Annotated in this window: 19 protein-coding genes and 1 tRNA gene; 11 read left to right on the forward strand and 9 right to left on the reverse strand. The window is 68.2% G+C overall.

Going from position 1 to position 22631, the window contains the following annotated elements:
* Nucleotides 1–61: 61 nt before the first annotated feature.
* The 3 genes from OMP43_RS04250 to OMP43_RS04260 form a co-directional block, all read right to left on the reverse strand.
* Nucleotides 62–1399: an ATP-binding protein gene (locus OMP43_RS04250; RefSeq protein WP_280278490.1), complete on the reverse strand. Its 1338-nt coding sequence runs from the start codon at nucleotides 1397–1399 to the stop codon at nucleotides 62–64.
* Nucleotides 1400–1402: 3 nt separating this feature from the next.
* Nucleotides 1403–2107, reverse strand: a complete 705-nt coding sequence (locus tag OMP43_RS04255; protein WP_348538589.1) for a response regulator transcription factor — start codon at nucleotides 2105–2107, stop codon at nucleotides 1403–1405.
* Between the two features lie 181 nt (nucleotides 2108–2288).
* Nucleotides 2289–3326 (reverse strand): aldehyde reductase, encoded by a 1038-nt coding sequence (locus tag OMP43_RS04260; protein ID WP_280278491.1) that lies wholly within the window; start codon nucleotides 3324–3326, stop codon nucleotides 2289–2291.
* Nucleotides 3327–3547: 221 nt separating this feature from the next.
* Between OMP43_RS04260 and OMP43_RS04265 the strand changes: the two genes are divergently transcribed.
* The 3 genes from OMP43_RS04265 (at nucleotide 3548) to OMP43_RS04275 (ending at nucleotide 6442) form a co-directional block, all read left to right on the forward strand.
* Nucleotides 3548–4183, forward strand: coding sequence for an ATP-dependent Clp protease proteolytic subunit (locus tag OMP43_RS04265; RefSeq protein WP_280278492.1), 636 nt, complete (start codon nucleotides 3548–3550; stop codon nucleotides 4181–4183).
* A 120-nt stretch (nucleotides 4184–4303) separates the two neighbouring features.
* Nucleotides 4304–5560, forward strand: a complete 1257-nt coding sequence (gene clpX, locus OMP43_RS04270) for an ATP-dependent Clp protease ATP-binding subunit ClpX (RefSeq protein ID WP_137864312.1) — start codon at nucleotides 4304–4306, stop codon at nucleotides 5558–5560.
* Between the two features lie 225 nt (nucleotides 5561–5785).
* Complete coding sequence (locus tag OMP43_RS04275; protein ID WP_280278493.1) at nucleotides 5786–6442, forward strand: hypothetical protein; 657 nt, start codon at nucleotides 5786–5788, stop codon at nucleotides 6440–6442.
* Here OMP43_RS04275 and OMP43_RS04280 read toward each other — a convergent pair.
* Nucleotides 6411–7868, reverse strand: coding sequence for an NCS1 family nucleobase:cation symporter-1 (locus tag OMP43_RS04280; protein WP_280278494.1), 1458 nt, complete (start codon nucleotides 7866–7868; stop codon nucleotides 6411–6413). The two genes, OMP43_RS04275 and OMP43_RS04280, sit on opposite strands and share 32 nt — an antisense overlap.
* A gap of 145 nt (nucleotides 7869–8013) precedes the next feature.
* On the opposite strand from OMP43_RS04280, the gene OMP43_RS04285 reads away from it, so the two are divergent.
* Entirely contained in the window at nucleotides 8014–8634 is a 621-nt protein-coding gene (locus tag OMP43_RS04285; RefSeq protein WP_280278495.1) for a hypothetical protein, read from the forward strand.
* Between the two features lie 198 nt (nucleotides 8635–8832).
* On the opposite strand, the gene OMP43_RS04290 is transcribed toward OMP43_RS04285, so the two are convergent.
* From OMP43_RS04290 to OMP43_RS04300, 3 genes are read right to left on the reverse strand one after another with little or no spacing between them, the layout of a single operon-like run.
* Nucleotides 8833–9438: an isoprenylcysteine carboxylmethyltransferase family protein gene (locus OMP43_RS04290; protein WP_280278496.1), complete on the reverse strand. Its 606-nt coding sequence runs from the start codon at nucleotides 9436–9438 to the stop codon at nucleotides 8833–8835.
* 2 nt (nucleotides 9439–9440) lie between these two features.
* A complete protein-coding gene (locus OMP43_RS04295; RefSeq protein WP_280278497.1) occupies nucleotides 9441–11156 on the reverse strand; it encodes a M1 family metallopeptidase in 1716 nt (571 codons plus the stop codon).
* Nucleotides 11157–11166: 10 nt separating this feature from the next.
* Nucleotides 11167–12852, reverse strand: a complete 1686-nt coding sequence (locus OMP43_RS04300; protein ID WP_280278644.1) for a M1 family metallopeptidase — start codon at nucleotides 12850–12852, stop codon at nucleotides 11167–11169.
* Between the two features lie 267 nt (nucleotides 12853–13119).
* Between OMP43_RS04300 and lon the strand changes: the two genes are divergently transcribed.
* The 5 genes from lon (at nucleotide 13120) to OMP43_RS04325 (ending at nucleotide 18817) form a co-directional block, all read left to right on the forward strand.
* Entirely contained in the window at nucleotides 13120–15516 is a 2397-nt protein-coding gene (gene lon / locus OMP43_RS04305) for an endopeptidase La (protein ID WP_280278498.1), read from the forward strand.
* 169 nt (nucleotides 15517–15685) lie between these two features.
* The gene (locus tag OMP43_RS04310) at nucleotides 15686–15958 is read left to right on the forward strand and encodes an HU family DNA-binding protein (RefSeq protein ID WP_086129015.1); all 273 of its coding nucleotides are present in this window, start codon (nucleotides 15686–15688) and stop codon (nucleotides 15956–15958) included.
* 100 nt (nucleotides 15959–16058) lie between these two features.
* A tRNA-Val gene (locus OMP43_RS04315) sits at nucleotides 16059–16133 on the forward strand.
* Between the two features lie 129 nt (nucleotides 16134–16262).
* Complete coding sequence (locus tag OMP43_RS04320) at nucleotides 16263–16655, forward strand: hypothetical protein (protein WP_280278499.1); 393 nt, start codon at nucleotides 16263–16265, stop codon at nucleotides 16653–16655.
* Between the two features lie 92 nt (nucleotides 16656–16747).
* A complete protein-coding gene (locus tag OMP43_RS04325; protein ID WP_280278500.1) occupies nucleotides 16748–18817 on the forward strand; it encodes a M13-type metalloendopeptidase in 2070 nt (689 codons plus the stop codon).
* Between the two features lie 73 nt (nucleotides 18818–18890).
* Here the strand turns inward: OMP43_RS04325 and bla are convergent, their stop codons facing one another.
* Both bla and OMP43_RS04335 read right to left on the reverse strand, forming a co-directional pair.
* Entirely contained in the window at nucleotides 18891–19790 is a 900-nt protein-coding gene (gene bla, locus OMP43_RS04330; protein ID WP_280278501.1) for a subclass B3 metallo-beta-lactamase, read from the reverse strand.
* 89 nt (nucleotides 19791–19879) lie between these two features.
* Entirely contained in the window at nucleotides 19880–20107 is a 228-nt protein-coding gene (locus tag OMP43_RS04335; RefSeq protein ID WP_280278502.1) for a hypothetical protein, read from the reverse strand.
* A gap of 221 nt (nucleotides 20108–20328) precedes the next feature.
* Here OMP43_RS04335 and OMP43_RS04340 point away from each other — a divergent pair, with 221 nt between their 5' ends.
* Complete coding sequence (locus OMP43_RS04340) at nucleotides 20329–21213, forward strand: DMT family transporter (protein WP_280278503.1); 885 nt, start codon at nucleotides 20329–20331, stop codon at nucleotides 21211–21213.
* A gap of 65 nt (nucleotides 21214–21278) precedes the next feature.
* Nucleotides 21279–22544 carry an amidohydrolase family protein gene (locus tag OMP43_RS04345; protein ID WP_280278504.1) on the forward strand — a complete coding sequence of 422 codons (1266 nt, stop codon included), beginning with the start codon at nucleotides 21279–21281 and terminating at the stop codon, nucleotides 22542–22544.
* The last annotated feature ends 87 nt before the right edge of the window (nucleotides 22545–22631 follow it).

The raw sequence follows: 22631 nt of genomic DNA on the forward strand, positions 1-22631 counted from the left end.
ACGAGCCGGGGAGCGGATTGCGCGAAAGGCGGCCCGGGCGGTTATCCGTCCGGGCCGTTTCTCATGGGGCGAGCGGCAGGCGGACGCGGACGCGCAGGCCGGGCCGGTTGTCCGCCAGCTCGAGCGTGCCGCGATGGAGCGCGGCGATCGCCTGCACCAGCGGCAGGCCGAGCCCGTGCCCGGGGCGGTTCCGGCTATGCTCGAGCCGGCCGAAGCGGCGCAGCGCGCGCGCATGCTCGTCCGGCGCGATGCCGGGGCCGTTGTCGGCGACGGTGAGGATGGCGGCATCGGTATCCCGCGCCACCGACACCGCGAGCATCGAGCCAGGCGGCGTGTGGTTGACCGCGTTCTCGATCAGGTTGACGACGAGCTGGGTGAGCAGCCGCGCGTCCCCCTCGACCGGCGCGCTGTCCCAGTCCCCGAGGCGAAGCGTCTGGCCCCTCTCGTCCGCCAGGACCTCGAGTGCCTCGGCCGCGCCCGCGGCGATCTCCGCCAGGTCGAGCCGGCGGAACATCGACCGGCGATCGCCGCCCTCGACTTCGGTGATGCGCAGGATCGCGGCGAACATCGCCAGTATCTCCGCGCTCTGCGCCATCGCTTCCTCGATTTGGGGGCGGAGCGCATCGGCGCCGGGCTGGGCGGCGAGCCCGGCAAGCTGGCCGTGGAGCCGGGCCAGCGGCGTGCGCAGATCGTGCGCGACGTCGTTGGAAATCTGGGAGAGGCTGGTCATCAGCGCCTCGATCCGATCGAGCATGTGGTTGAACGCCTCGGCCTGGCGCCCGAACGCCGAGCCCGCCCGCTCGACCGGCACGCGCGCGCGCAGGTCGCCATCGACGATCGCTTCCGCTGCCTTGCGCACCGCTTCGATATTGCGCCGGATCGCGAGGCCGAGCGCGAGCGTGCCCAGCGCCACGAGCAGCAGGATCGTGCCGAAACCCGACGATAGGATCAGCATGCGGTGCGAATCATGGTGATCGATCGGCTCGCTCTCCGCCGCCAATGCCAGGGTCAGGCCATTCGGCAGCGCATGCACCAGTGCCCGTCCGCGGGTGAGGCCATGGATGCCGGCGGTCCGGTCGATCGTCGAGAGGCCCTGGGGGAAGCCGTGCGCGGGCGCCATGTTGCCGGCCAGGTGCCTGCCGCTCGCGTCGGTCAGCAGGAAGCCGATGTCGCCGCTGTCGCGCCGCCGGGTTTCCTGCGCGATCCGGTGCATGAGCAGCGTTTGATCGGGATTGTCGGCGAGCAGCTCAGCGGCTTGCCCGTTCAGCCGCTTGTCCACCTGCCGATCGATCGCGCCGACGAGCGCCAGATAGACTCCGGCGCAGGTCAGCACCGTCGCGAGCGCTATGGCGGTGAGGAAGGCGAGCGCGATCGCCCGGAGCGAGCGAGGCGGCGCCATGGCTCAGGCGCGGAACATGTAGCCGACTCCGCGCACGGTCACGATCGGATCGGGCAGGCCGGGCAGCTCGAGCCGCTGGCGCAGGCGCCGGATATAGGCGTCGACGATGTTGGTGGTGGGGACGAAGTCATAGCCCCAGACGCGCTCGAGCAGCAGCGGCCGGGTGAGCACCGTGCCCGCCTCGCGGACGAGCTCGGCGAGCAGCTTGATCTCGGTCTTGTGCAGCTCGATCGGCTGGCCGGCGCGCGTGACCCGGTGCCGGGCGACGCTCACCGTGACGTCGCCCGCGGTCACCGTCGCGCTGTCGGTGCCATTGGCCTGGCGGCGGCGGAGCAGGGCGCGGATGCGCGCATGGAGCTCGTCGGTCTCGAACGGCTTCACGACATAATCGTCGGCGCCCGCCTCCAGCCCCTCCACCCGTTCGGGAAGCCGGCCGAGCGCCGTCAGCAGGATCACCGGCGTCATGACTTCCTGCTCGCGCAGCCAGCGCAGCACGTCGACTCCGTCGACGAACGGGAGCATCCGGTCGAGGATCACGATCTCGAACGGATCGTCGCCGATCGCGGCGATCGCCGCGCGCCCATCGGCAACCGATTGGACCGCATAGCCGCGTTCCCGCAGCTGGTCCGTCAGCAGCCGGCGCAGCGGTTCGTCATCTTCGACGAGGAGGAGGCGTACGGGATCGTCGGGCATCGATTGGCTGACCAAGGCGCGCATCCAGGCAAGGTTCGTGCCCCTGTAAGGGGAAGGCGGGCAAAGGTCGATCCGAAACGATGGGGCCGAAGGCGATCGGCGACTGTCACCTCGAGGCAAGGAGTGCCCAATACCCGTCATCCCCGCGCAGGCGGGAATGACGGAAGGGTGCTTGTCCTGGCAGGTCCCAAGGCGTTCAGCGGCGGCCCTCCACCAGGCCCAGCGCGATCAGGCTGTGCGCGGTGGCGAGGATCGCCTCCGCATTGCCGCGCGGCTGCCAGTCGAGCAGCTTGCGCGCCTTGACGTTGCTGGCATTGGCCCGGATGCCGAGCCGCGGCGCAGCCTCGCGCGCCATCGGATTGAACAGGGCGAGGATGCGCACCAGCCAGCTCGGGATGCGGCGGCGCGTGATGTTGCGGGCCGCATCGCCCAGATCGGCGCGCAGGATGTCCGCCATCTCGGGAATCGAGACGGCCTTGCCCGCCACGGCGAGGAAGCGCTCGCCCGCCGCGCCGGCATGCGTCATCGCCTCGATCTGCAGGCCGGCCACGTCGCGCACGTCGACGACGCCGAACCTCAAATCGGGCAGGCCGGGCATCCTGCCCTCGAGCATCGACTTCACCAGCCAGATCGACGTGGAGAGGTCGTCGTTGAGCGCGGGGCCGAAGATGCCGACGGGATTGACCACCGCCAGCTCGAGCCCGTTGCCCTCGGCCGCGACGAAGTCCCACGCCGCGCGCTCGGCGAGCGTCTTGGACTTCATATAGGGCTGGACGGCCGGGCCGTTCACATCGGTCCAGTCGGCTTCGGTATAGTCGCTGTGGCGCTGGCCATGGCCATAGCCGATCGCGGCGAAGCTGGAGGTGAGCACGACGCGCCTCACGCCGGCGTCGCGCGCCGCCCGCAGCACCCGGAGCGTGCCGTCCACCGCCGGGCGGATCAGCTCCTGCTCGTCCGCGGGCTGGCTCTGCGGGAAGGGGGAGGCGACGTGCTGCACATAGTCGCAGCCGGCCACGGCTTCCGCCCAGCCTTCGTCCCGCTCCAGATCGGCGGCGGCGAAAGTCAGGCGGCGCGTATCGGCGCCGGCCCGCTCGAGCGTCGCGCGGACCTGCGGCTCGCGGGCGAGGCTGCGGACGGTGGTGCGGACATCGTGTCCCGCCGCCAGCAGCTGGAGGATGACATGGCTGCCCACGAAGCCGGAGCCGCCGGTGACCAGGACCTTGTGCGTCGTCATGATGCCATCATGGGACGGCAGCGTTGCGCCTTCAAGGCAGCGTGGGCCGGGGGCCGTATCCCTGGCGGGGCATCGCCCGTTTCCCGGTGGCGGCCCCTCCGTGAAGGCCCTTGTCGCGACTAACCATAACCAAGGCTTGAACTCCGCTCGCCAAGCGCCGATGTTGGGCCGGGCAAACAGACATAACGAGATTTTCACCCATGCATCCGCTTTCCGGTCAGATGACCATTGACCCCGTCACCGGCGGTCTCGTTCCCATCGTCATCGAGCAGTCGAGCCGCGGCGAGCGCAGCTTCGACATCTATTCGCGCCTGCTGCGCGAGCGAATCGTTTTCGTGACCGGCCCTGTCGAGGACCATATGGCCTCGCTGATCACCGCCCAGCTGCTCTTCCTCGAGTCCGAGAACCCGAAGAAGGACATCTGGATGTACATCAACTCGCCGGGCGGCGTGGTGACCGCCGGCATGGCGATCCACGACACCATGCAGTATATCCGTCCGCGCGTCGGCACGGTCTGCATCGGCCAGGCCGCCTCGATGGGCAGCTTCCTGCTCGCCTCGGGCGAGCCGGGCCTGCGCGTGGCGCTCACCAATGCCCGCATCATGATCCACCAGCCCTCGGGCGGAGCCCAGGGCATGGCCTCGGACATCGAGATCCAGGCCAAGGAGATCCTGCGGATCCGCGCGCGGATGAACGATCTCTATGTGAAATATACCGGCCAGCCGCTCGACAGGATCGAGCGCGCGATGGACCGCGACACTTTCCTGGAGGCGAATGAGGCGAAGGAATTCGGCCTGGTCGACGAAGTGTACGAGAAGCGGCCGGTCCCGACCGATGGCGAAGCCGCGGCGGCCTGATCGTCAGGAGCTGTTTAAGGAGTCTGGTGTAATAGCCAGATTCCGGGTTTGCCGGATAATCTCCCGCGTGTAGGATGGCGGGTGGCGTAACGTGCGCGCGGCGCACCAAGGATGGATTGAATGACCAAGCTCAGCGGCGGTGACTCGAAGAGCACGCTCTACTGCTCGTTCTGCGGCAAGTCGCAGCACGAGGTGCGCAAGCTCATCGCGGGCCCGACCGTGTTCATCTGCGACGAGTGCGTGGAGCTCTGCAACGACATCATTCGCGAAGAGACCAAGTCCGCGCTTGTCAGCAAGAAGGACGGCGGGGTTCCGACGCCGCAGGAGATCTGCGACGTCCTCGACGATTATGTGATCGGCCAGAAGCGCGCCAAGCGCGTGCTGTCGGTGGCGGTGCACAACCACTACAAGCGGCTGAACCACGGCGCCAAGGGCGCCGACGTCGAGCTTTCCAAGTCGAACATCCTGCTCGTCGGCCCCACGGGCTGCGGCAAGACGCTGCTGGCGCAGACGCTGGCGCGCATCCTCGACGTGCCGTTCACCATGGCGGACGCCACCACGCTCACCGAAGCCGGCTATGTCGGCGAGGACGTGGAGAACATCATCCTCAAGCTGCTCCAGGCCTCGGACTATAATGTCGAGCGGGCGCAGCGCGGCATCGTCTATATCGACGAGATCGACAAGATCAGCCGCAAGGCCGAGAACCCGTCGATCACCCGCGACGTCTCGGGCGAGGGCGTGCAGCAGGCGCTGCTCAAGCTGATGGAAGGCACCACGGCTTCGGTTCCGCCGCAGGGCGGCCGCAAGCATCCGCAGCAGGAATTCCTGCAGGTGGACACGACCAACATCCTGTTCATCTGCGGCGGCGCCTTCTCGGGCCTCGAGAAGATCATCGGCGATCGCCTGCAGGGCAAGTCGATCGGCTTCGGCGCGCATGTCGCGGCACCGGACGAGCGCCGCACCGGCGAGATGCTGAAGCAGGTCGAGCCGGAGGATCTGCTCAAGTTCGGCCTGATCCCCGAGTTCGTCGGCCGCCTGCCGGTGATCGCGACGCTCGAGGACCTCGACGTCGAGGCGCTGATCAAGATCCTAACCGAGCCGAAGAACGCGCTGGTCAAGCAGTATCAGAAGCTGTTCGACATGGAGGGCGTGAAGCTCGGCTTCAACGACGATGCGCTCACCGCGGTCTCGAAGAAGGCGATCGAGCGCAAGACCGGCGCGCGCGGCCTCCGCTCGATCCTGGAGGGCATCCTGCTCGACACGATGTTCGACCTGCCGTCGATGGACGGGGTGGACGAGGTCGTGGTCGACAAGGACGTGGTCGGCGGCACCAAGGAGCCGGTGCGCGTCTATGCCAAGAAGGAAAAGGCGGGCTGAACATAGCGCGCCAGCTCCGGCTGGAGTTCAGGAGGCCCTTTCCGCGAGAGCGGGGAGGGCCTTTCGCTTTGCGATGCCCTCAAGCCAATAATCATCATCCCCGCGAAGGCGGGGATCCAGAATGACGGAACGCTGTCCTTCGCGACTCTGGATCCCCGCCTTCGCGGGGATGACGAGCAAGGGGAGCTCTGGCAGGATGGCCCCATGGGCCGGGGGGCGAGCAGGATGGACAGACTCGCCGCGGCGCAGGCGCGGCGGCGCAATGTCCGTTTCCATCATGCCTTTACCTGGCTGCTGGTCGGCGCGGTCGTCTATGCGGTGGCGCTGGCGCTTGCGATCCTGCTCTATCCCGATCCGAAGGTGGTGCTGGCGCCGGTGATCGGTCCCAGCCTGTATCTCACGCCGCTGTTCGGCATGCCCTATCTCTTCGCGAGCGCGCGGCAGCGCGGCTGGGCGCGCCGGCTGCTCTATTTCACCGCGGTGCTCACCTTCGCGCATGTCGCGGCCAATTATCTCGCCTGGCGGCACGCCTCGATCAGCTTCGCGCTCGAGCCCGATCCCCGGGCCTATGTCGAGGATCTCGGCACCGGGGCGGTGGGCGGGTTCGCCGGCGGCACGCTGGCGCTGATGCTGCTCCTGCCGCTGCGCCTGGCGCCTTTCCATGCCGGCAGCCGCGCGATCATCCTGCTCGGCATCGTCGCGCTCACCCTGCTCGGCGCGTTCGGCATGGCGCAGGGGCTGCTGCTCACCGGCGCCCATGGCTATCAGCTCAAATCGGCGGGCTTCGTCTTCTGGCTGGAGTGCGTGCATCTGCCCTGGCAGGCATGCCTGGCGTTCTTCCTGGCCTGGCTCATGCGGCTGGGGCGGCGACCCGCGGGCTGAGCCGCATCAGCGCGAGATAGGCGAGCAGCGCGATGGCCAGCCCGACGAACCAGGCCCAGGTGTAGATCGCCATCCATGCCGGCCCGACGGCGAAGGCCCCGGGCGCGGCGGTGGCGAGGAAGCCGGGCAGGTTGGGCAGCACCCCGGCCGCGAAGGCGATCAGCGCCGCCGGGTTCCAGCCGCGGCGATAGGCGTAGGCGCCGTCCGCGCGATAGAGATCGTCCACCCGCAGTTCGGTCCGGCGGATCAGCCAGTAATCGGCGATCAGGATGCCGGCGATCGGGCCCAGCAGCGCCGAATAGCCGGCGAGCCAGACGAAGATATAGCCGCCGGTGGACGCGAGCAGCTTCCACGGCATCATCAGGATCGCGATCGCCGCGGTGATCATGCCGCCGGCGCGGTAGCTGATCCGGGCCGGCCAGAGCGAGGAGAAGTCATAGGAAGCGGAGACGAGGTTCGCGGCGATGTTGCACGAGATGGTGTCGACGCTGATCACGATCAGCCCGAGCAGCACCAGCGGCCCCTCGAACCGGCCGGAGAGCGCGACCGGGTCCCAGATCGCCTCGCCATAGATCACCACGGTCGCGCTGGTGGTGATCACGCTGGCGAGGGCGATCAGTCCCATCATCGGCGGCAGGCCGAGCGACTGGCCGATCAGCTGGTCGCGCTGCGAGCGGGCGAAGCGCGTGAAATCGGGGATGTTGAGCGCGAGCGTTGCCCAATAGCCGATCATCGCGGTGAGCGCGGGCCAGAACACCGCCCAGAACTGCCCCGCCTTCGCGCCGCCCTGCACGAAGGCGGAAGGGGCGTGGAAGATGGGGCCGAGCCCGCCCGCCGCCTGCACCGCCCACCAGACCAGCGCGACGCAGACCAGGATCTTGGCCGGCGCGGTCCAGGTCTCCAGCCGGCGGATGGTGAGCAGCCCCTTGCGCACGAAGAAGAGCTGGAGCGACCAGAAGAGGAGGAAGGCGATCAGCTGCCCGATCCCGATGCCGAGCACGGGGAGCGGGGCGCCGCGCAGATCGGCGCCGACCAGCACGCCGAGCAGGGTGAGCAGCGCCTCGCCGCCGATCCAGGTCTGGATGCCGTACCAGCCACAGGCGACCAGCGCGCGGGCCAGGGCGGGCAGCCGCGCCCCGGCCGTGCCGAACGCGGCGCGGACGAGCACCGCATAGGGGATGCCGTGCCGGGCGCCGGCATGGCCGATCAGCAGCATCGGCACGAGCACGATGACGTTGCCCAGCAGCACGGTGAAGGCGGCCTGGCCGGCGGACATGCCCTGCTCGACCAGCCCGGCGGCGAGCATCCAGGCGGGCACGGCGACGATCATGCCGATCCACAGCGCGGCATAGTGATACCATGCCCAGCTGCGCTGCTCGGGCCCGGTCGGCGCGAGGTCGGTGTTCCAGAGCGTTTCGTCCGCCATGCTTCCCGCCCCCCAGTATGTCGGCGCAACGGATCGGAATGTCGCGCGAAGCCCGCTGCACTGCAAGATCGGTCTTCGTTGACGGTTGACGCGACTCAAGATGAGGCGCACCCTAGGTGTATTGGCCGGATAGAGGAGTGTTCCTATGTCTGATGCTGCAATCCTCGCGGATGAAGATCCCCGCGAGTATCATTCGTCGTTCAATCTTGCCCTCGATTCCGCCGCGGGCACGGCATTCAAGTGGCTGATCCTCGGCCACCTGTTCTTCATCGCGGGGTTGTGCGTGCTAACCCTGGCGAATGTCGCCAACGCGGCCGTGTGGCTTACACCCCTGCTCACCTTGCCCCTGGTCTGGGCCGGGCGAGGCCACAAGCTGGCGATGAAGGTCGTCGTGCTGATCGTCGGCCTCACCTTCGCGCACTGGGCGGGCGCCCAGCTGGCGAACCAGGTCAACGCGTCCACCGATCCGATGCGGTTCGGCCTGATCGGCGGTGGCGTGGGGGCGGGTCTTGCCCTGCTGTTCGTGCTGGGCAGCGGCCTCGGCCGGCGCGGTGTCGCGCCGGTGATCTTCGCGGTGTTCGGCACGGCGATGCTGGCGGGTCTCGGCGCGCTGGTCGTCTATCTCTACATGACCACCGGCTCGACGAACGAAGCCTTTCCGAGCAACTGGATCCAGCTGCTCAAGATCTACACGCCCTGGCAGATCGGGTTCGGCTTCGTGCTCGCCAAGGTGCTGCGGCCGGATGGCGCGGTGATCGAGGAATAGGGTTGCGTGCCGGGGGGCAGTCCCCCCCGGCACGTCCAGGACGGATCGACATTCAGCCCCGCCGTTTCCATTCCCGGTGGCGAGGGAAGTAAGCTGAATGTCTTCCGTCCTGCCGACCTTGTTTTCAGGGTGACCAAGGGGGCTGGTTCAAGGTGATCCGGCCCGCCAGCCACAGCCTTGGCCTGAAGGGCGCCGCCCCTAGATCAGCCCGGGCACGAAGCGCTTCACGCGCGCGGCATAGGCGTCATAGGCGGTGCCGAACTGCGCGCGGAGGAGCTTCTCCTCGCGGCGGACGCGCATCCAGGTGCCGATCCAGTAGAGCGGGATCCCCAGGATCAGCCCGCGCCAATGGCCGAGCGCGAGCGCCATCACGAGGATCCAGACGAACAGCGCGACATAGATCGGATTGCGGACCACCGCGAAGGGACCCCAGGTGACGAGCTGATGGTCTTCGCGCGTGCGTGCGACGATCGCCCAGTTGCGCCCCATGGCGCGCGAAGAGGCGATGAACAGCCCGATCACCCCGGCCATCAGCACCAGGACTGCGGCAAACTGCGCGATCGCGGGCAGGTCCGGCGTGCCCAGGACCAGCTCGAGCGGGCCGAATCCCACCGCGAGAAACCCGAGCGCCTGCACCGCGACGCCGACCATCGAGCCCGAATCGCGTTTGCTCGTCACTTCGGTGCCCGCCGCGCCGCGCCTGCCCTTGGCGGCGAGCAGCGCCGCGACCCAGACGAACATGCTGCCGAAAAGCGCGGCGACCGCGTAGATGCTGGTAGGTTCGGGATGGACGAGCGCGATCATGGTCACCTCCGATAGGCATCGGCCCGATAGGCCTCGACGGCCGCCGAATATTTCAGGATCCGGGAGTCCGGATCGACGACGACATGGGCATCGGCCGGCACGCTCAGCGTCGCGGTGCCGCGCGGCATCTCGACCGTGCGCAGCTTGCCGTCGACCGAGATTTCGACCGGCAGCGGGAATGGCTTGTCGTTCGCCACCTTCCAGCGCAGCGTCAGCGTGTCGCCCTGGCGCGCTTCGACCAATTCGGGCAGCGGCGCCTGGTAGAGATAGACGTCGAAGAACCACTGCATGTCGCGGCCGGTCACGTCGTTCACGATCTTGATGAAGTCCGGCGTGGAGGCGAAGCGCGGGGTGAAATTGCCCGGCCTGGGATCGGGGCGGCCATAGACGAGCCGGCGCGTCGCATCGAAGAACCTGTCGTCGCCGATCAGGTTGCGCAGCGTGTGGAGGATCCAGGCGCCCTTGACGTAGATGTCCTGGCCCGGCCCGCCATTCGCTTCCTCGTACACCTGCTCCTCGGTGCGGATCTGGCCGGAGACGATCGGGGCATGGTTGGTGATCTGGAGGCGGAACTCGTCCATCATCACTGCATAGCGCGCCTCGCCCTCGCGCCAGCGGCCGTAGAGCGGCTGCATATACTGCGCGAAGCCTTCGTGCAGCCAGTAATCGTCCCAGTTGCCGGCGGACATCTGGTTGCCGAACCATTCATGGCCCAGCTCATGCTGGAAGATCTCGTCGAAGCCCGAGGGATATTGCTTATAGTCGTTGCCGTACGCGTTGATCGTCTGGTGCTCCATGCCGAGATGCGGGGTCTCGGCGACGCCCATCTTCTCGTCGCCCCAGGGATAGGGCCCGATCACGCGCTCGTAGAAATCGAGCGCGGGCGCAAATTCGGCGAACAGCTTCCTCGCTTTCTCGTCGCGTCCCGGAAGATACCAATATTCCATCGGGATCACGTTGCCGAAGCGGCTCTTGAAATCGGCCTGGATCAGCTTGTAGGGCGCGATCTGCAGCGTCACCGAATAGGGATTGGGGCTGCGCGCGCGCCAATGCCAGGTGGAGCGGCCGTCGGGCAGCATGTCGGTGCCGATCAGCTTGCCGTTGCCCGCGACCTTCAGGTTCTTGGGCACGGTGACGCGCAGGTCGACCATGTCGGGCTCGCCCCTGGGAAAGTCGAGGCAGGGCCAGAACAGGTCGCAGCCATAGCCCTCGGCGGTGCTGGCGATCCAGGGCTGGCGATCGGGCCCCGGCGTCCTGGCCCAGACCATGCCGTCGTCCCAGGGCGGGCGGACCGCCACGTGCGGCGTGCCGCCATAGCTGATCTTCACTTCCGCCTTGCCGCCGGCCTTGAGCGGGCGGGGCAGGGTGACCGTCAGCCGGCCCTCGGGGTTCGACCAGTCCGCGGGCGCGAGCGCCGTGCCGTCGACGCTGATCGCGGTGACGGGCAGGTTGCGGTCGAGATCGATCTGGAGCGCCTTTTGCGCGATCGTGCTGGTGATGGTCAGCGTCGCGACGCCGGCGATGCGCTGCGTCGCCGGGAAGACCTCGATCGCGAGATCGGCATGGTCGAGGTGCAGCGCGGCGCGCTCGGGGCTGATCGGGCCGCCCGATTCCTTGGTGGTCGCGGTCAGCGGCGGCTCGCCGGGCTTGACGGTCTGGGCCTGAGCGGACGTGGCGGCGAGAGCGAGTGCCGAGGCGGCGAGGAGAGACGGATGCATCGGAACCTCCTTAGCGCGATGTCTGCGCCGCGCGCCACGCCTGGAACGCGTCGATATCGGCGGAGCGCTTCAGGATCTTCGACCAGGGATCGACGACGTAATGCGCGCCCGCCGGCAGGTCGATCGCGTCGCTGCCGCCAGCCATCGCCAGCGTGACCAGCCTGTCGCCTACCTGCACCTCCACCGGCATGGGGAAGGGCCGGTCGCCCGGCGTCTTCCAGGCCAGCGTCAGCCGGTCGCCCTTCCGCTCGGCCAGCAGCTCGGGCAGCGCGGCCTGGTACAGATAGACGTCGAAGAACCATTGCAGCTTGCGGCCCGAGGTCTGCTCCATGAAGGCGATGAACTCGGGCGTGCTCCGGTAGAGCGGCTTGAAGTTGCCCGGCCGGGGATCGGTGCGGCCGTAGATTGCCAGCCGCAGCCCGTCGAAAAAGGCCTTGTCGCCGATCAGGTTGCGCAGCGTGTGCAGCGTCCAGCTGCCCTTGGTGTAGATGTCGCCGCCGCGGCCGTTCTTGTCCTCGTACACCTCCTCGGCCGATTGCGGCTTGCCGGTGACGATGGCCGATTTGGCGCGGATGCCGATGCGCTCCTGGAGCAGCATCGCGGTATAGTCGCCCTTGCCGCCGCGCCATTCGGCGTAGAGCGGCTGCATATAGGTGCCGGTGCCTTCGTGCAGCCAGAAATCGTCCCAGTTGCTCGCGGTCAGCTGGTTGGCGAACCATTCATGGGCGAATTCGTGCTGGAACAGGTCGTCATAGCCCCAGGGGGTCTTGGCGTATTTGTTGCCATAGGCATTGACCGTCATGTGCTCCATGCCCTTGTGCGGCGTCTCGACCACGCCGAGCTTCTGGTCGCCGAACGGATAGGGGCCGATCATGGTCTCGAAGAAGTCGAGCGTCGGGGCGAATTCCGCGAACAGGCCCCTGGCCTGCGCCTCCTCGCCGGGCAGATACCAGTAGAACATCGGGATCGTGTTGCCGAAGCGGCTCTTATAGTCGCCCGAGATCACTTCATAGGGACCGACATTGAGCGCGATGCCGTAGAGCGTCGGATCGGTGACGTGCCAGTTCCAGGTCGAGCGGCCGTCGGCCAGCGTGTCGGTGCCCTTGAGCACGCCGTTCGAAATCGCCTTCAGCCCCTTGGGCACGGTGATGTGCAGATCGAGGTGATCGGGCTCGTAGGTGGGATAGTCGATGCACGGCCAGAACAGGTCGCAGCCCTCCATCTGCACCGCCGTCGCCACCCAGGGCTGGCCCTGCGGCGTCTTCGCCCAGACGAAGCCGCCGTCCCAGGGAGCGCGCACGGCGGTGTGCGGCGTGCCGCCATAGGTGATCGCCGCGGTCACCGTGCCGCCCGCGCGCACCGTCTTGCCGAGCTGGACGGTCATGCGGCCCTCGGGGTTGCTCCAGGCCCCGGGCCGGAGCGGCTTGCCGTCGATGGCGATCGCGGAAACCGGCAGGTTCCGGTCGAGGTCGATCACCAGCGTGCGGATCGGCGCGGTCGCGACGAAGCGCAGCGTGCCCACGCCGCGGATCGACTGGCTGTCGGGCAGCACTTCGATCCGGAGGTCGGCGCTCTGGAAGCGCACCAGCTTCTGCACCGGATCGAGCGGGCCGCCCGAGCTGCTCGTCTGCGCGGTGAGCGGCGGCTCGCCCGGCTTGATCGTCTGCGCGGCGGCGGGAGCGGCGGCGAGCGCCAGGGCCGAGACGGCGAGGAACGGGGACGTGCGGATGCGGGCCTCCTTCAGGCGGTGAGCGCGCCGGGCGCGATGCGGAATTGAACTGGCCTTGCGGCGCGCCGGCAAGGGAAATCCGTGGCGCGGCGGGCCGATGCGGTCGCAAAAATCCTTGTCCGTGCCGCATTGGGAAGCAACACTCCACAACCTAACCGCGTTCGGCGATTGATGCAGGCAGCCCGGCCCCCATATAATGGTGCTGAGGAGCCCTGTGCGGGCTCAGGAGTATTCATGAAGCATTCCTACCCCGTTCTTCCCCTCCGGGACATCGTCGTCTTCCCGCACATGATCGTGCCGCTGTTCGTTGGCCGCGACAAGTCGGTCGCCGCGCTCGAGGCGGCGATGGCCGATGACAAGGAGATATTCCTCGTCGCCCAGCTCGATCCGGCCGAGGACGATCCCGGCCGCGAGGATCTGTACGATACCGGCGTCTCGGCCGAGGTCCTCCAGCTGCTCAAGCTGCCCGACGGCACCGTGCGCGTGCTCGTCGCCGGCAAGGAGCGCGGCGTGCTCGTCGCGATGGAGGAGGGCGGCGCCTATCTGACGGCGAACGTCGCGCCGGTCGAGGACGATGCGGCCGAAGGCGCCGAGATCCAGGCGCTGATGCGCTCGGTGGTCGACCAGTTCGAGAATTACGCCAAGCTCAACCGCAAGCTGCCGGCCGAGACCGCGGTGCAGCTCGCCGAGCTGGAGGACGCCTCGCGCCTGGCCGATGCCGTTGCCGCCAATATCGCGGTGAAGGTCGCCGAGAAGCAGTCGCTGCTCGTCGAGACCAATCCGATGAAGCGCCTCGAGATGGTGTTCGCCTTCATGGAGGGCGAGCTGGGCGTGCTGCAGGTCGAGAAGAAGATCCGCAGCCGCGTGAAGCGCCAGATGGAGAAGACGCAGCGCGAATATTATCTCAACGAGCAGCTCAAGGCGATCCAGCGCGAGCTGGGCAATGAGGGCGAGGAAGGCGATGGCGACGAAGTCGCCGAGCTGACCCAGAAGATCGCCACGCTGAAGCTCAGCAAGGAAGCGCGCGCCAAGGCCCAGGGCGAGCTCAAGAAGCTCAAGACCATGGCGCCGATGAGCGCCGAGGCGACGGTGGTGCGCAACTATCTCGACGTGCTGCTGGGCCTGCCCTGGGGCAAGAAGTCGAAGCTCAAGAAGGACATCGCCGAGGCGCAGAACGTGCTCGACGAGGACCATTACGCACTCGAGAAGGTCAAGGACCGGATCGTCGAATATCTCGCGGTCCAGGCCCGCACCAACAAGCTGAAGGGGCCGATCCTGTGCCTCGTCGGGCCGCCGGGCGTGGGCAAGACCTCGCTGGGCAAGAGCATCGCCAAGGCGACCGGGCGCGAGTTCATCCGCCAGTCGCTGGGCGGCGTGCGCGACGAGGCCGAGATTCGCGGCCATCGCCGCACTTATATCGGCTCGCTGCCGGGCAAGATCGTGTCCAACCTGAAAAAGGCCGGAACCTCGAACCCGCTGTTCCTGCTCGACGAGATCGACAAGCTCGGCCAGGATTTCCGCGGCGATCCCGCGAGCGCGCTGCTCGAGGTGCTCGATCCGGAGCAGAACAACAAGTTCAACGACCATTATCTGGAGATCGACATCGATCTCTCGGACGTGATGTTCGTGTGCACGGCGAACTCGCTGAACCTGCCGCAGCCGCTGCTCGACCGCATGGAGATCATCCGGCTCGAAGGCTATACCGAGGACGAGAAGGTCGAGATCGCCGAGCGCCACCTGATCGAGAAGCAGATCGAGGCGCATGGCCTGAAGGAAGGCGAGTTCACCCTCGCGCCCGATGGCCTGCGCGCGCTGATCCAGAAATACACGCGCGAGGCGGGCGTGCGCACGCTCGAGCGCGAGATCGCCAAGCTCGCCCGCAAGGCGCTGCGCAAGATCCTGGAGGGCAAGGCCGAGCGCGTGACGATCACGCCGGACAATCTCTCGGAGTTCGCCGGCGTGCCCCGATATCGCCATGAGCTGGGCGAGGAGGAGAACCAGATCGGCGCGGTCACCGGCCTGGCCTGGACCGAGGTGGGCGGCGAACTGCTGACCATCGAGAGCGTCACCGTGCCCGGCAAGGGCATGATCAAGACGACCGGCAAGCTGGGCGACGTGATGAAGGAATCGGTCGAGGCTGCGTTCAGCTTCGTCCGGGCGCGCAGCCCCGCCTATGGGATCAAGCCGAGCCTGTTCGGGCGCAAGGACATCCATGTCCATCTGCCCGAGGGCGCGGTGCCCAAGGACGGTCCGTCGGCGGGCATCGGCCTGGTGACGGCGATCGTCTCGACGATGACCGGCGTGCCGGTGCGGCGCGACATCGCCATGACCGGCGAAGTCACGCTCCGCGGACGGGTGCTGCCGATCGGCGGGCTGAAGGAGAAGCTGCTCGCGGCGCTGCGCGGCGGCATCAAGACGGTGCTGATCCCGGAGGAGAACCAGAAGGACCTTGCCGAGATCCCCCAGAACATCCGCGACGGGCTGGAGATCGTGCCGGTCAAGCATGTCGACGAAGTGCTGCGCCTGGCGCTGACCGAGGCGCTCACGCCGATCGACTGGAGCGAGGCCGACGAGCTGGCGACCCAGCCTCCCGCCGGCAGCGCGGGCAGGGGAGACGCCGTCCATCATTGATGGGCGGCACCGTCCTTAATGGTCGAGTCACCGTAACCTTTTCGTCATTTCGAGGGAAAAGCGGGCTGAAACGTTTTGACAGCGCGGGCGGGGGCGTGCTGACGTGATCGCTCGGCCCGCCGCCGCGACTCGCGCATTTCTGCGTATTCATGAGGGGGAAAATCACGAAATGAACAAGCAAGAGCTGATCGGCCAGGTTGCCGACACCTCCGGGCTCGGCAAGGGTGATGCGAGCAAGGCCGTGGAGGCCGTGTTCGACGCGATCCAGGCCGCGCTCAAGAAGGGCGACGAAGTTCGCCTGGTCGGTTTCGGCACCTTCTCGGTCAGCAAGCGCAAGGCCTCGACCGGCCGCAACCCGCGCACCCGCGAGCCGATGACCATCAAGGCGTCGAACCAGCCCAAGTTCAAGGCCGGCAAGGGCCTGAAGGACGCGGTCAACTAAGCCGCATTTAAAAGGGTCTTTGGGGCTGGACAGCAGGGGCTGTGCCGCCTAAAGGCCCGCTTCCCATTTCGGCCGCCAAGGGTTTCAGGACCTGGCCAATGGGCGCGTAGCTCAGTGGTAGAGCACACCCTTCACACGGGTGGGGTCGTAGGTTCAATCCCTACCGCGCCCACCATTTCAAAGGCCCGTCGGTCCCGGAGACCGGCGGGCCTTTTGGTTCGCCTCGGCCGAACTAGGACGAGGCCTGCATCGCCGCTGCATCCGCGCGCGCCATTCCCTTGCCGATCGGCGAAGGGAGAAGTTCGTGTTTCACCGTTTCGTCATGACGACGGTGCTGCTCGCCCCGCTGGAGGCCTGCTCCGATGGCTGCCGTAACGAGATCGTCGCCAGGGCCGATGCGCCGGGCGGAGCCCTGAGTGCGGTGCTGTTCCGGCGCGATTGCGGCGCGACCACCGGCCTCTCCACCCAGGTCTCGATCCTGCCCGGGGGCGAGGCGCCGGCGGGAAGGGGCAATGTCTTCATCGCGGACTCCGGTCATGGCACGCCGCGGCGGAGTGGCTGGGGTGGGCCATGGGCCCAGGCCCGGTGGCTGGGCGCCGGCCATCTCGAAGTCCGATACGCGCCCGGATCGCGCATCTTCCTGAAGCGCGAAACGGTGCCTGGCGTGCGGATCAGCTATCGGCCGGCGAACGAATGATATGCACTTGCGCAAGGATATTGCGCGGCTGCCGAGGTCGTGACACACCATCTCCCGGACGCGCCTAACGTCTCAATATCGGGGGATCTCCATTGAAGAAATATCTGCTGCTCGCATCGGCCGTGGCCGTGCTCGCCGTGCCGGCGATCGGGTTCAGCCAGCAATCCGCCGCGCCCGTCGCCGCCGGCGCCGCCGATGCGGGCGCTGCGCGCTACGGCGCCTGGGGCTTCGACCTTACCGGCATGGACAAGAGCGTGAAGCCGGGCGACGACTGGTATCGCTTCGTCAACGGCGCCTGGACGGATCGTACGGCGATCCCGGCCGATCGTTCCTCCTATGGCGCCTTCGCCGTGCTGCGCGATCTCTCGGAAGTGCGGATGCGCAGCCTCATCTCGGGCTATAGCGCCACCGATGCCGCGCACCCCGACCGGATGAAGGCGGCGATCCTCTATTCGGGCTTCATGGACGAGGCGCTGGCCGAGAAGCTCGACGCCCAGCCGCTGGTCGAGCGCCTGGCGCCGGTGAAGGCGGCGGCCGGCAAGGACGACCTGGCCAGGCTGATGGGCGCCTCGGTCGGCGGCTTCGGCGCCAGCTTCTTCGGCGTGGGCGTGAACGACGACGCCAAGAACCCGGACGTCTATGCCCTGTATCTGCGCCAGTCGGGTCTCGGCCTCGGCGATCGCGACCTGTATCTCGACGCCAAGTTCGCGCCGCAGCTGGCGCGCTACCAGCAATATGTCGCGCAGATGCTCGGCATGGCCGGCTGGGCGGATGCCGATGCGGCGGCGGCCAAGGTCGTCGCGATGGAGACCCGGATCGCCAAGGCGCACTGGACGCGCGCGCAGAGCCGCGATCGCGACAAGACCTACAACCCCACCGGCATCGCCGAGCTGAAGGCGCAGGCGCCGGGCTTTGGCTGGGACGCCTTCTGGGCGGCCGCCGGCCTTGGCAAGGCCGATCGCGTGATCGTCGCGCAGAACAGCGCGATTCCGGTGATCGCCAAGATCTTCGCCGATGCCGATCTCGACACGCTCAAGGCCTGGCAGGCCTTCCGCACCACCGACGACATCGCGCCGCTGCTGTCGAAGCGCTTCGTCGATGCGCAGTTCGAGTTCCGCTCCAAGTTCCTGAACGGCCAGCCGCAGCAGCGCGAGCGCTGGAAGCGCGCGGTGGCGTTCACCGAGCGCGGTATCGGCGAGGGCGTGGGCCGCGACTATGTCGCGCTCTATTTCCCGCCGGCCTCCAAGGCGAAGATGGACACGCTGGTGGCGAACCTGCGCGTCGCGCTGGCCGGCCGGATCGACAAGCTCGCCTGGATGAGCCCGGCCACCAGGGCCCAGGCCCAGGCCAAGCTCAAGGGCTTCACCGTCAAGATCGGCTATCCCGACAAGTGGCGCGATTATTCCGCGCTCGAAGTGAAGCCGGGCGACGTGGTCGGCAATGCCGAGCGCTCCGGCCGCTTCGAATGGGACTATCGCCGCAACCGCCTGGGCGGGCCGGTGGACAAGGCCGAATGGGGCATGACCCCGCAGACGGTGAACGCCTATTACAACCCGGTGAAGAACGAGATCGTCTTCCCGGCCGCGATCCTGCAGGCGCCCTTCTTCGATCCGCAGGCGGACGACGCGGTGAACTATGGCGGCATCGGCGGCGTGATCGGCCACGAGATCAGCCATGGCTTCGACGATCAGGGCCGCAAGTCCGACGGCAATGGCGTGCTGCGCGACTGGTGGACGGCGGAGGATGCCGCCAAGTTCGAGGCCCAGGCTTCGCGGCTCGGCGCCCAGTACGAGGCCTATAGCTTCGACGGGCTGCCCGGCGTCCACATCAACGGCCGCGCGTCGATGGGCGAGAATATCGGCGACCTGGGCGGCGTGCTGATCGCGCTCGATGCCTATCACCAGTCGCTGGGCGGCAAGAAGGCGAAGCTGATCGACGGCTATACCGGCGACCAGCGCTTCTTCCTGGGCTGGGGCCAGGTGTGGCGCACGCTGTTCCGCACCGAGGCGCTGCGCCAGCAGCTGGTCAGCGATCCGCACTCGCCCGGCCAGATCCGCGCGGTGAATCCGCTGCGCAACGTCGACGCCTGGTATGCGGCGTGGAAGATCGGGCCGGACCAGAAGCAATATGTCGCGCCGGCGGACCGGGTGCGCATCTGGTGAGGTGATTGCCGACGAGCATGAAGAGGGCCCGCCGATCGCCTGACCGGCGGGCCTTTTCCTGGGTGCGGGGCGGCTAGCGCGCCTTCCCCGCCTCTTCGTCGGCCAGCCGCTTGGCCAGCGCCGTCGCGGATCGGGTCGCATAGGCGCGACAGGCGGTGGGATCGAGATAGGGGTTCGGTCGCACGCCCTTGGCGAAACGCGCATATTTCTCGACGCCGCCCGAATTGTCGGGATGCGCGCTGAACATGATGTCGCAGGGCATCGCGCGGAACCTGGCTTGAGAAGCGCGGAAGCTCGCGACCACTTCGGGATGCCTGGTGAAGCGATAGCCGTCGGCGGCGACCGGGTTGAGGCTCGCGGCGAAGACCATCGTCCTGCACGCGCGGCCCTCGCAGCTTCGCCAGGTCCAGCTCATGCTTCCCGGCGTATGGCCCGGCGTGGCGCGGGCGGTGACGGTGACGTTGCCCAGCCGGATCGCCTCGCCGTCCTTCACCACCCGCACCCGGGAGACGGCGGGGAAGGGCACCAGCCATGCCACCTGCGGGTCGTCCGCGCTGCTCATGCCGCGCCTGAGCGATGCCGCGGCCCAGTCGCTCGCCAGCACCGTGGCGCCGCTGTCGCGGGCGAGGGCGGCGAGCCCGCCGGCATGGTCGAAATGCGGCTCGGTGCTGAGGATGAGCTTCACGTCCTCGATGCGATAGCCGAGCTTCTTGAGGTTCGCCTCGATCGCGTGGACCGATTGCGGCACGGCGCCGTCGATCAGGATCAGCCCCTTGCCGGTGTCGATCAGGCCGACGTTCATGCCCTGGAAGCCGACCAGATAGCTGTTGCCATGGACCCGGATCGGCGCCTGCGGACCGATCCACTTGGCGGCCGCCTCGGGGGCGATCGGGCGAGTGAGCGGATCGTCCTGCTGCTGCGGCGCGGGCGCGGCGGCGAGCAGGGCGAGCGCGGCGAGGTGGATCGACTTCATCCTGGGCTCCTTGATTTGCTGCCCGGCGAGATGATCCATGCGACGGCGCGCGCGCAAACCAGCATTTCTCGGAAGAGCCATTAGCTGGATTAATGGATGAAAGCTCGTAGCCATTTCCCAACCATTGCCATCCCGGCCCTGGCGAGGACGAGAGGGGAAGGCGAGGCGGTGCGCATCGTGCGGATCGGGCGGGACGGGCGCTTGCCTTGGGCCGTGGCGACAGTGGCGGCGGCGGTGGGATTCTGCAGCTGCAGCTGCTGCGCGGGCGCGGGCGCGGCGGCGAGCAGGGCGAGCGCGGCGAGATGGATCGGCTTCATCCTGGGCTCCTTGGTTCGATGCCCGGCGGCGTGATCCGCCGGGCGACGTGCGTGCAACCCATCATTTCTTTTGCGGAACCATTGGCTGGATTGATGGCCGAAGGAAGGCATGAAGCCGCTTGCCGGCCATCGCCCTCCCGGCCTTGGCGAGAATGCGGTTCGCGAGGATGCGGGAAGCGGGTAAGGCCGCGCGAATCGAGAGGATCGGGTGGAGTAGGCGCGTGCTCTGGGCGGTGGCGACGGTGGCGGCGGCGGCATTTCAAGTGGGCCGCAACGCGCTTCAGCGCGGCATGATGTCGAACACCGGCCCCTGGGGCGCGACGCTGGTGCGTTTCCTGTTCGGCTTGCCCTTCTCGCTCGTCTTCACCGCGATCGCCGTCGCGGTCACGCCGCATGTCCAGCCGCAGTTCGGCTGGGCGTTCTGGTGGCCGGCGCTCGCCGGGGCGCTGGCGCAGGTGATCGCCACCGCCGCGCTGCTGCTCGCGATGCACCATGCCGGCTTCGCGGTCGGCACCGCGCTCCAGCAGAGCTCGGTCCCGCTCGCCGCCACTGTCGGCCTGCTCGTGTTCGGCGACAATCTCTCGGCGCTCGGCTGGGCGGGCGTGGCGGTGACGACGCTGGGGCTCGCCATGCTGGTCTGGCCGAAAAGGGTCGAGGGCACCGGGCACCCGGCGCTCGGCATCGCGTTCGGCGTCGCCTCGGGCCTGTTGTTCGGTTTCGCGCTCAATGCGTTCCGCCATGCCGGGCTGCGGCTCGAGCCGCATCACCCCTTCTTCTCGGCCATGGCCTGTGTCGCGATCGTCCAGGCGGTGCAGGCGGCGGGGCTGGGGCTCTATCTCGGCATGCGCGACCGGGCCGCGCTCGTCGCGGTGATCGCCGGCTGGCGCCAGTCGCTGGGCGCCGGCCTGTTCGGCGCGCTTGCCTCCTCGGGCTGGTTCCTGGCGCTCAACCTGGCGCCGGCCGCCGCGGTGCGCGCGCTCGGCGTGATCGAGATGCCCATCGCCGCGGCCGCCGGCCACCGTCTGTTCCGCGAGGCGCTGAGCCTGCGCCAGGCCCTTGGCGTGATCCTGATCACTGCCGGCGTGGCGATGACGGCGATGTATTGACCCGCGCGCGCCGGGCAGCGGGAAGGGGCTGGCGCGGCCCCTCCGCCTTTGCCAGTCTCCCGGGCATGACCAAGCTCCGCCGCCTGCTCGCCATCGCCTTCCTGCTGCTCCCTGGCAGCGCCTTCGCCCAGAAAGTGCCGGTGCTGCTCGTTCCCGATCGCGTCTTCACGGCGAGCGACCGCGCGATGCATGCCGGCTGGAAGGTCCTCGTCGCCGATGGCAGGATCGTGGCGGTCGGTCCGGACGTCGCCGCACCGCCCGGCGCGGAGACGCGGGCGCTGCCCGGCACCACGCTGCTGCCTGGGCTGATCGACCTCCACGTCCATCTCTTCCTCCATCCCTATGACGAGACGAGCTGGAACGACCAGGTGATGAAGGAGCCGCTGGCGCTCCGCACCGCCCGGGCGGTCGCGCATGCCCGCGCGACGCTGATGGCGGGATTCACGACGGTCCGCGACCTCGGCACCGAGGGCGCGGGGGAGGCGGATGCCGGGCTCAAGCAGGCGATCCAGCAGGGCATCGTGCCCGGCCCGCGCCTGCTCATCGCCGGCCGCGCCCTGGTCGCCACCGGCGCCTATGGCCCCAAGGGCTATGCCTATGACGTGCCGCAGGGGGCCGAGGAGGTGAGCGGGGAGGGGATCGTCCCCGCGGTGCGCCGGCAGATCGCGCACGGGGCCGACTGGGTGAAATTCTATGCCGATTATCGCTGGGGGCCGGGCGAGCCCAGCCGCGCGACCTTCAGCCTTGGCGAGCTGGAGGCGGGCATCGCCGCCGCGCATGATGCCGGGCGCAAGGTCGCGGTGCATGCCAGCACGCCCGAGGGGATGCGCCGCGCGATCCTGGCCGGGGCCGACACGATCGAGCATGGCAACGACGCCACGCCGGCGGTGTTCGCGCTGATGAAGGCGCGCGGCGTGGCATTCTGTCCCACGCTCGCGGCCACCGATGCGATCGCCCGCTATGGCGGCTGGAACGGGACGGCGCCCGAGCCCGAGGCGATCCGCGCCAAGCGCGCCAGCTATGCCGCCGCGCTCGCGGCGGGCGTGACGATGTGCGTGGGCGGCGATACCGGCGTGTTCGCGCACGGCGCCAACGCGCGGGAGATCGGGCTGATGGTCGCCTGGGGGATGAAGCCGCTCGACGCGCTCTGGACGGCGACGGCCGGGAACGCGAAGCTGCTCGGGCTGGGCGACGAGATCGGCACCATCGCGCCCGGGCGAATCGCCGATCTGGTCGCCGTTGCCGGCGATCCCGCCGCGAACATCGGTGCGCTCGATACGGTGACCATGGTGATGCAGCACGGCCATCTTGTCCGGATGCCCGGCGAATGACATGATGCTTTCATCGGCGATTCATGAAGCGGATCCGCGCGGATGCTTCATCGCGGGCGCGTTATTTGGCCCATTGCTTGGGAGATT

The sequence above is a fragment of the Sphingomonas sp. CBMAI 2297 genome, assembly GCF_029870595.1.
Taxonomy (GTDB): Bacteria; Pseudomonadota; Alphaproteobacteria; order Sphingomonadales; family Sphingomonadaceae; genus Sphingomonas.

What these genes read in the sequence shown, in the direction of transcription:
- OMP43_RS04260 (WP_280278491.1), bottom strand. Translation starts at nt 3,326, where the DNA reads ATGACGACGCACAAGGTCCTGGTCACCGGCGGCTCCGGCTTCGTGGGC.
- OMP43_RS04280 (WP_280278494.1), bottom strand. Translation starts at nt 7,868, where the DNA reads ATGGCGGACGAAACGCTCTGGAACACCGACCTCGCGCCGACCGGGCCC.
- OMP43_RS04265 (WP_280278492.1), top strand. Translation starts at nt 3,548, where the DNA reads ATGACCATTGACCCCGTCACCGGCGGTCTCGTTCCCATCGTCATCGAG.
- clpX (WP_137864312.1), top strand. Translation starts at nt 4,304, where the DNA reads ATGACCAAGCTCAGCGGCGGTGACTCGAAGAGCACGCTCTACTGCTCG.
- lon (WP_280278498.1), top strand. Translation starts at nt 13,120, where the DNA reads ATGAAGCATTCCTACCCCGTTCTTCCCCTCCGGGACATCGTCGTCTTC.
- OMP43_RS04285 (WP_280278495.1), top strand. Translation starts at nt 8,014, where the DNA reads ATGTCTGATGCTGCAATCCTCGCGGATGAAGATCCCCGCGAGTATCAT.
- OMP43_RS04290 (WP_280278496.1), bottom strand. Translation starts at nt 9,438, where the DNA reads ATGATCGCGCTCGTCCATCCCGAACCTACCAGCATCTACGCGGTCGCC.
- bla (WP_280278501.1), bottom strand. Translation starts at nt 19,790, where the DNA reads ATGAAGTCGATCCACCTCGCCGCGCTCGCCCTGCTCGCCGCCGCGCCC.
- OMP43_RS04345 (WP_280278504.1), top strand. Translation starts at nt 21,279, where the DNA reads ATGACCAAGCTCCGCCGCCTGCTCGCCATCGCCTTCCTGCTGCTCCCT.
- OMP43_RS04275 (WP_280278493.1), top strand. Translation starts at nt 5,786, where the DNA reads ATGGACAGACTCGCCGCGGCGCAGGCGCGGCGGCGCAATGTCCGTTTC.
- OMP43_RS04335 (WP_280278502.1), bottom strand. Translation starts at nt 20,107, where the DNA reads ATGAAGCCGATCCATCTCGCCGCGCTCGCCCTGCTCGCCGCCGCGCCC.
- OMP43_RS04295 (WP_280278497.1), bottom strand. Translation starts at nt 11,156, where the DNA reads ATGCATCCGTCTCTCCTCGCCGCCTCGGCACTCGCTCTCGCCGCCACG.
- OMP43_RS04310 (WP_086129015.1), top strand. Translation starts at nt 15,686, where the DNA reads ATGAACAAGCAAGAGCTGATCGGCCAGGTTGCCGACACCTCCGGGCTC.
- OMP43_RS04250 (WP_280278490.1), bottom strand. Translation starts at nt 1,399, where the DNA reads ATGGCGCCGCCTCGCTCGCTCCGGGCGATCGCGCTCGCCTTCCTCACC.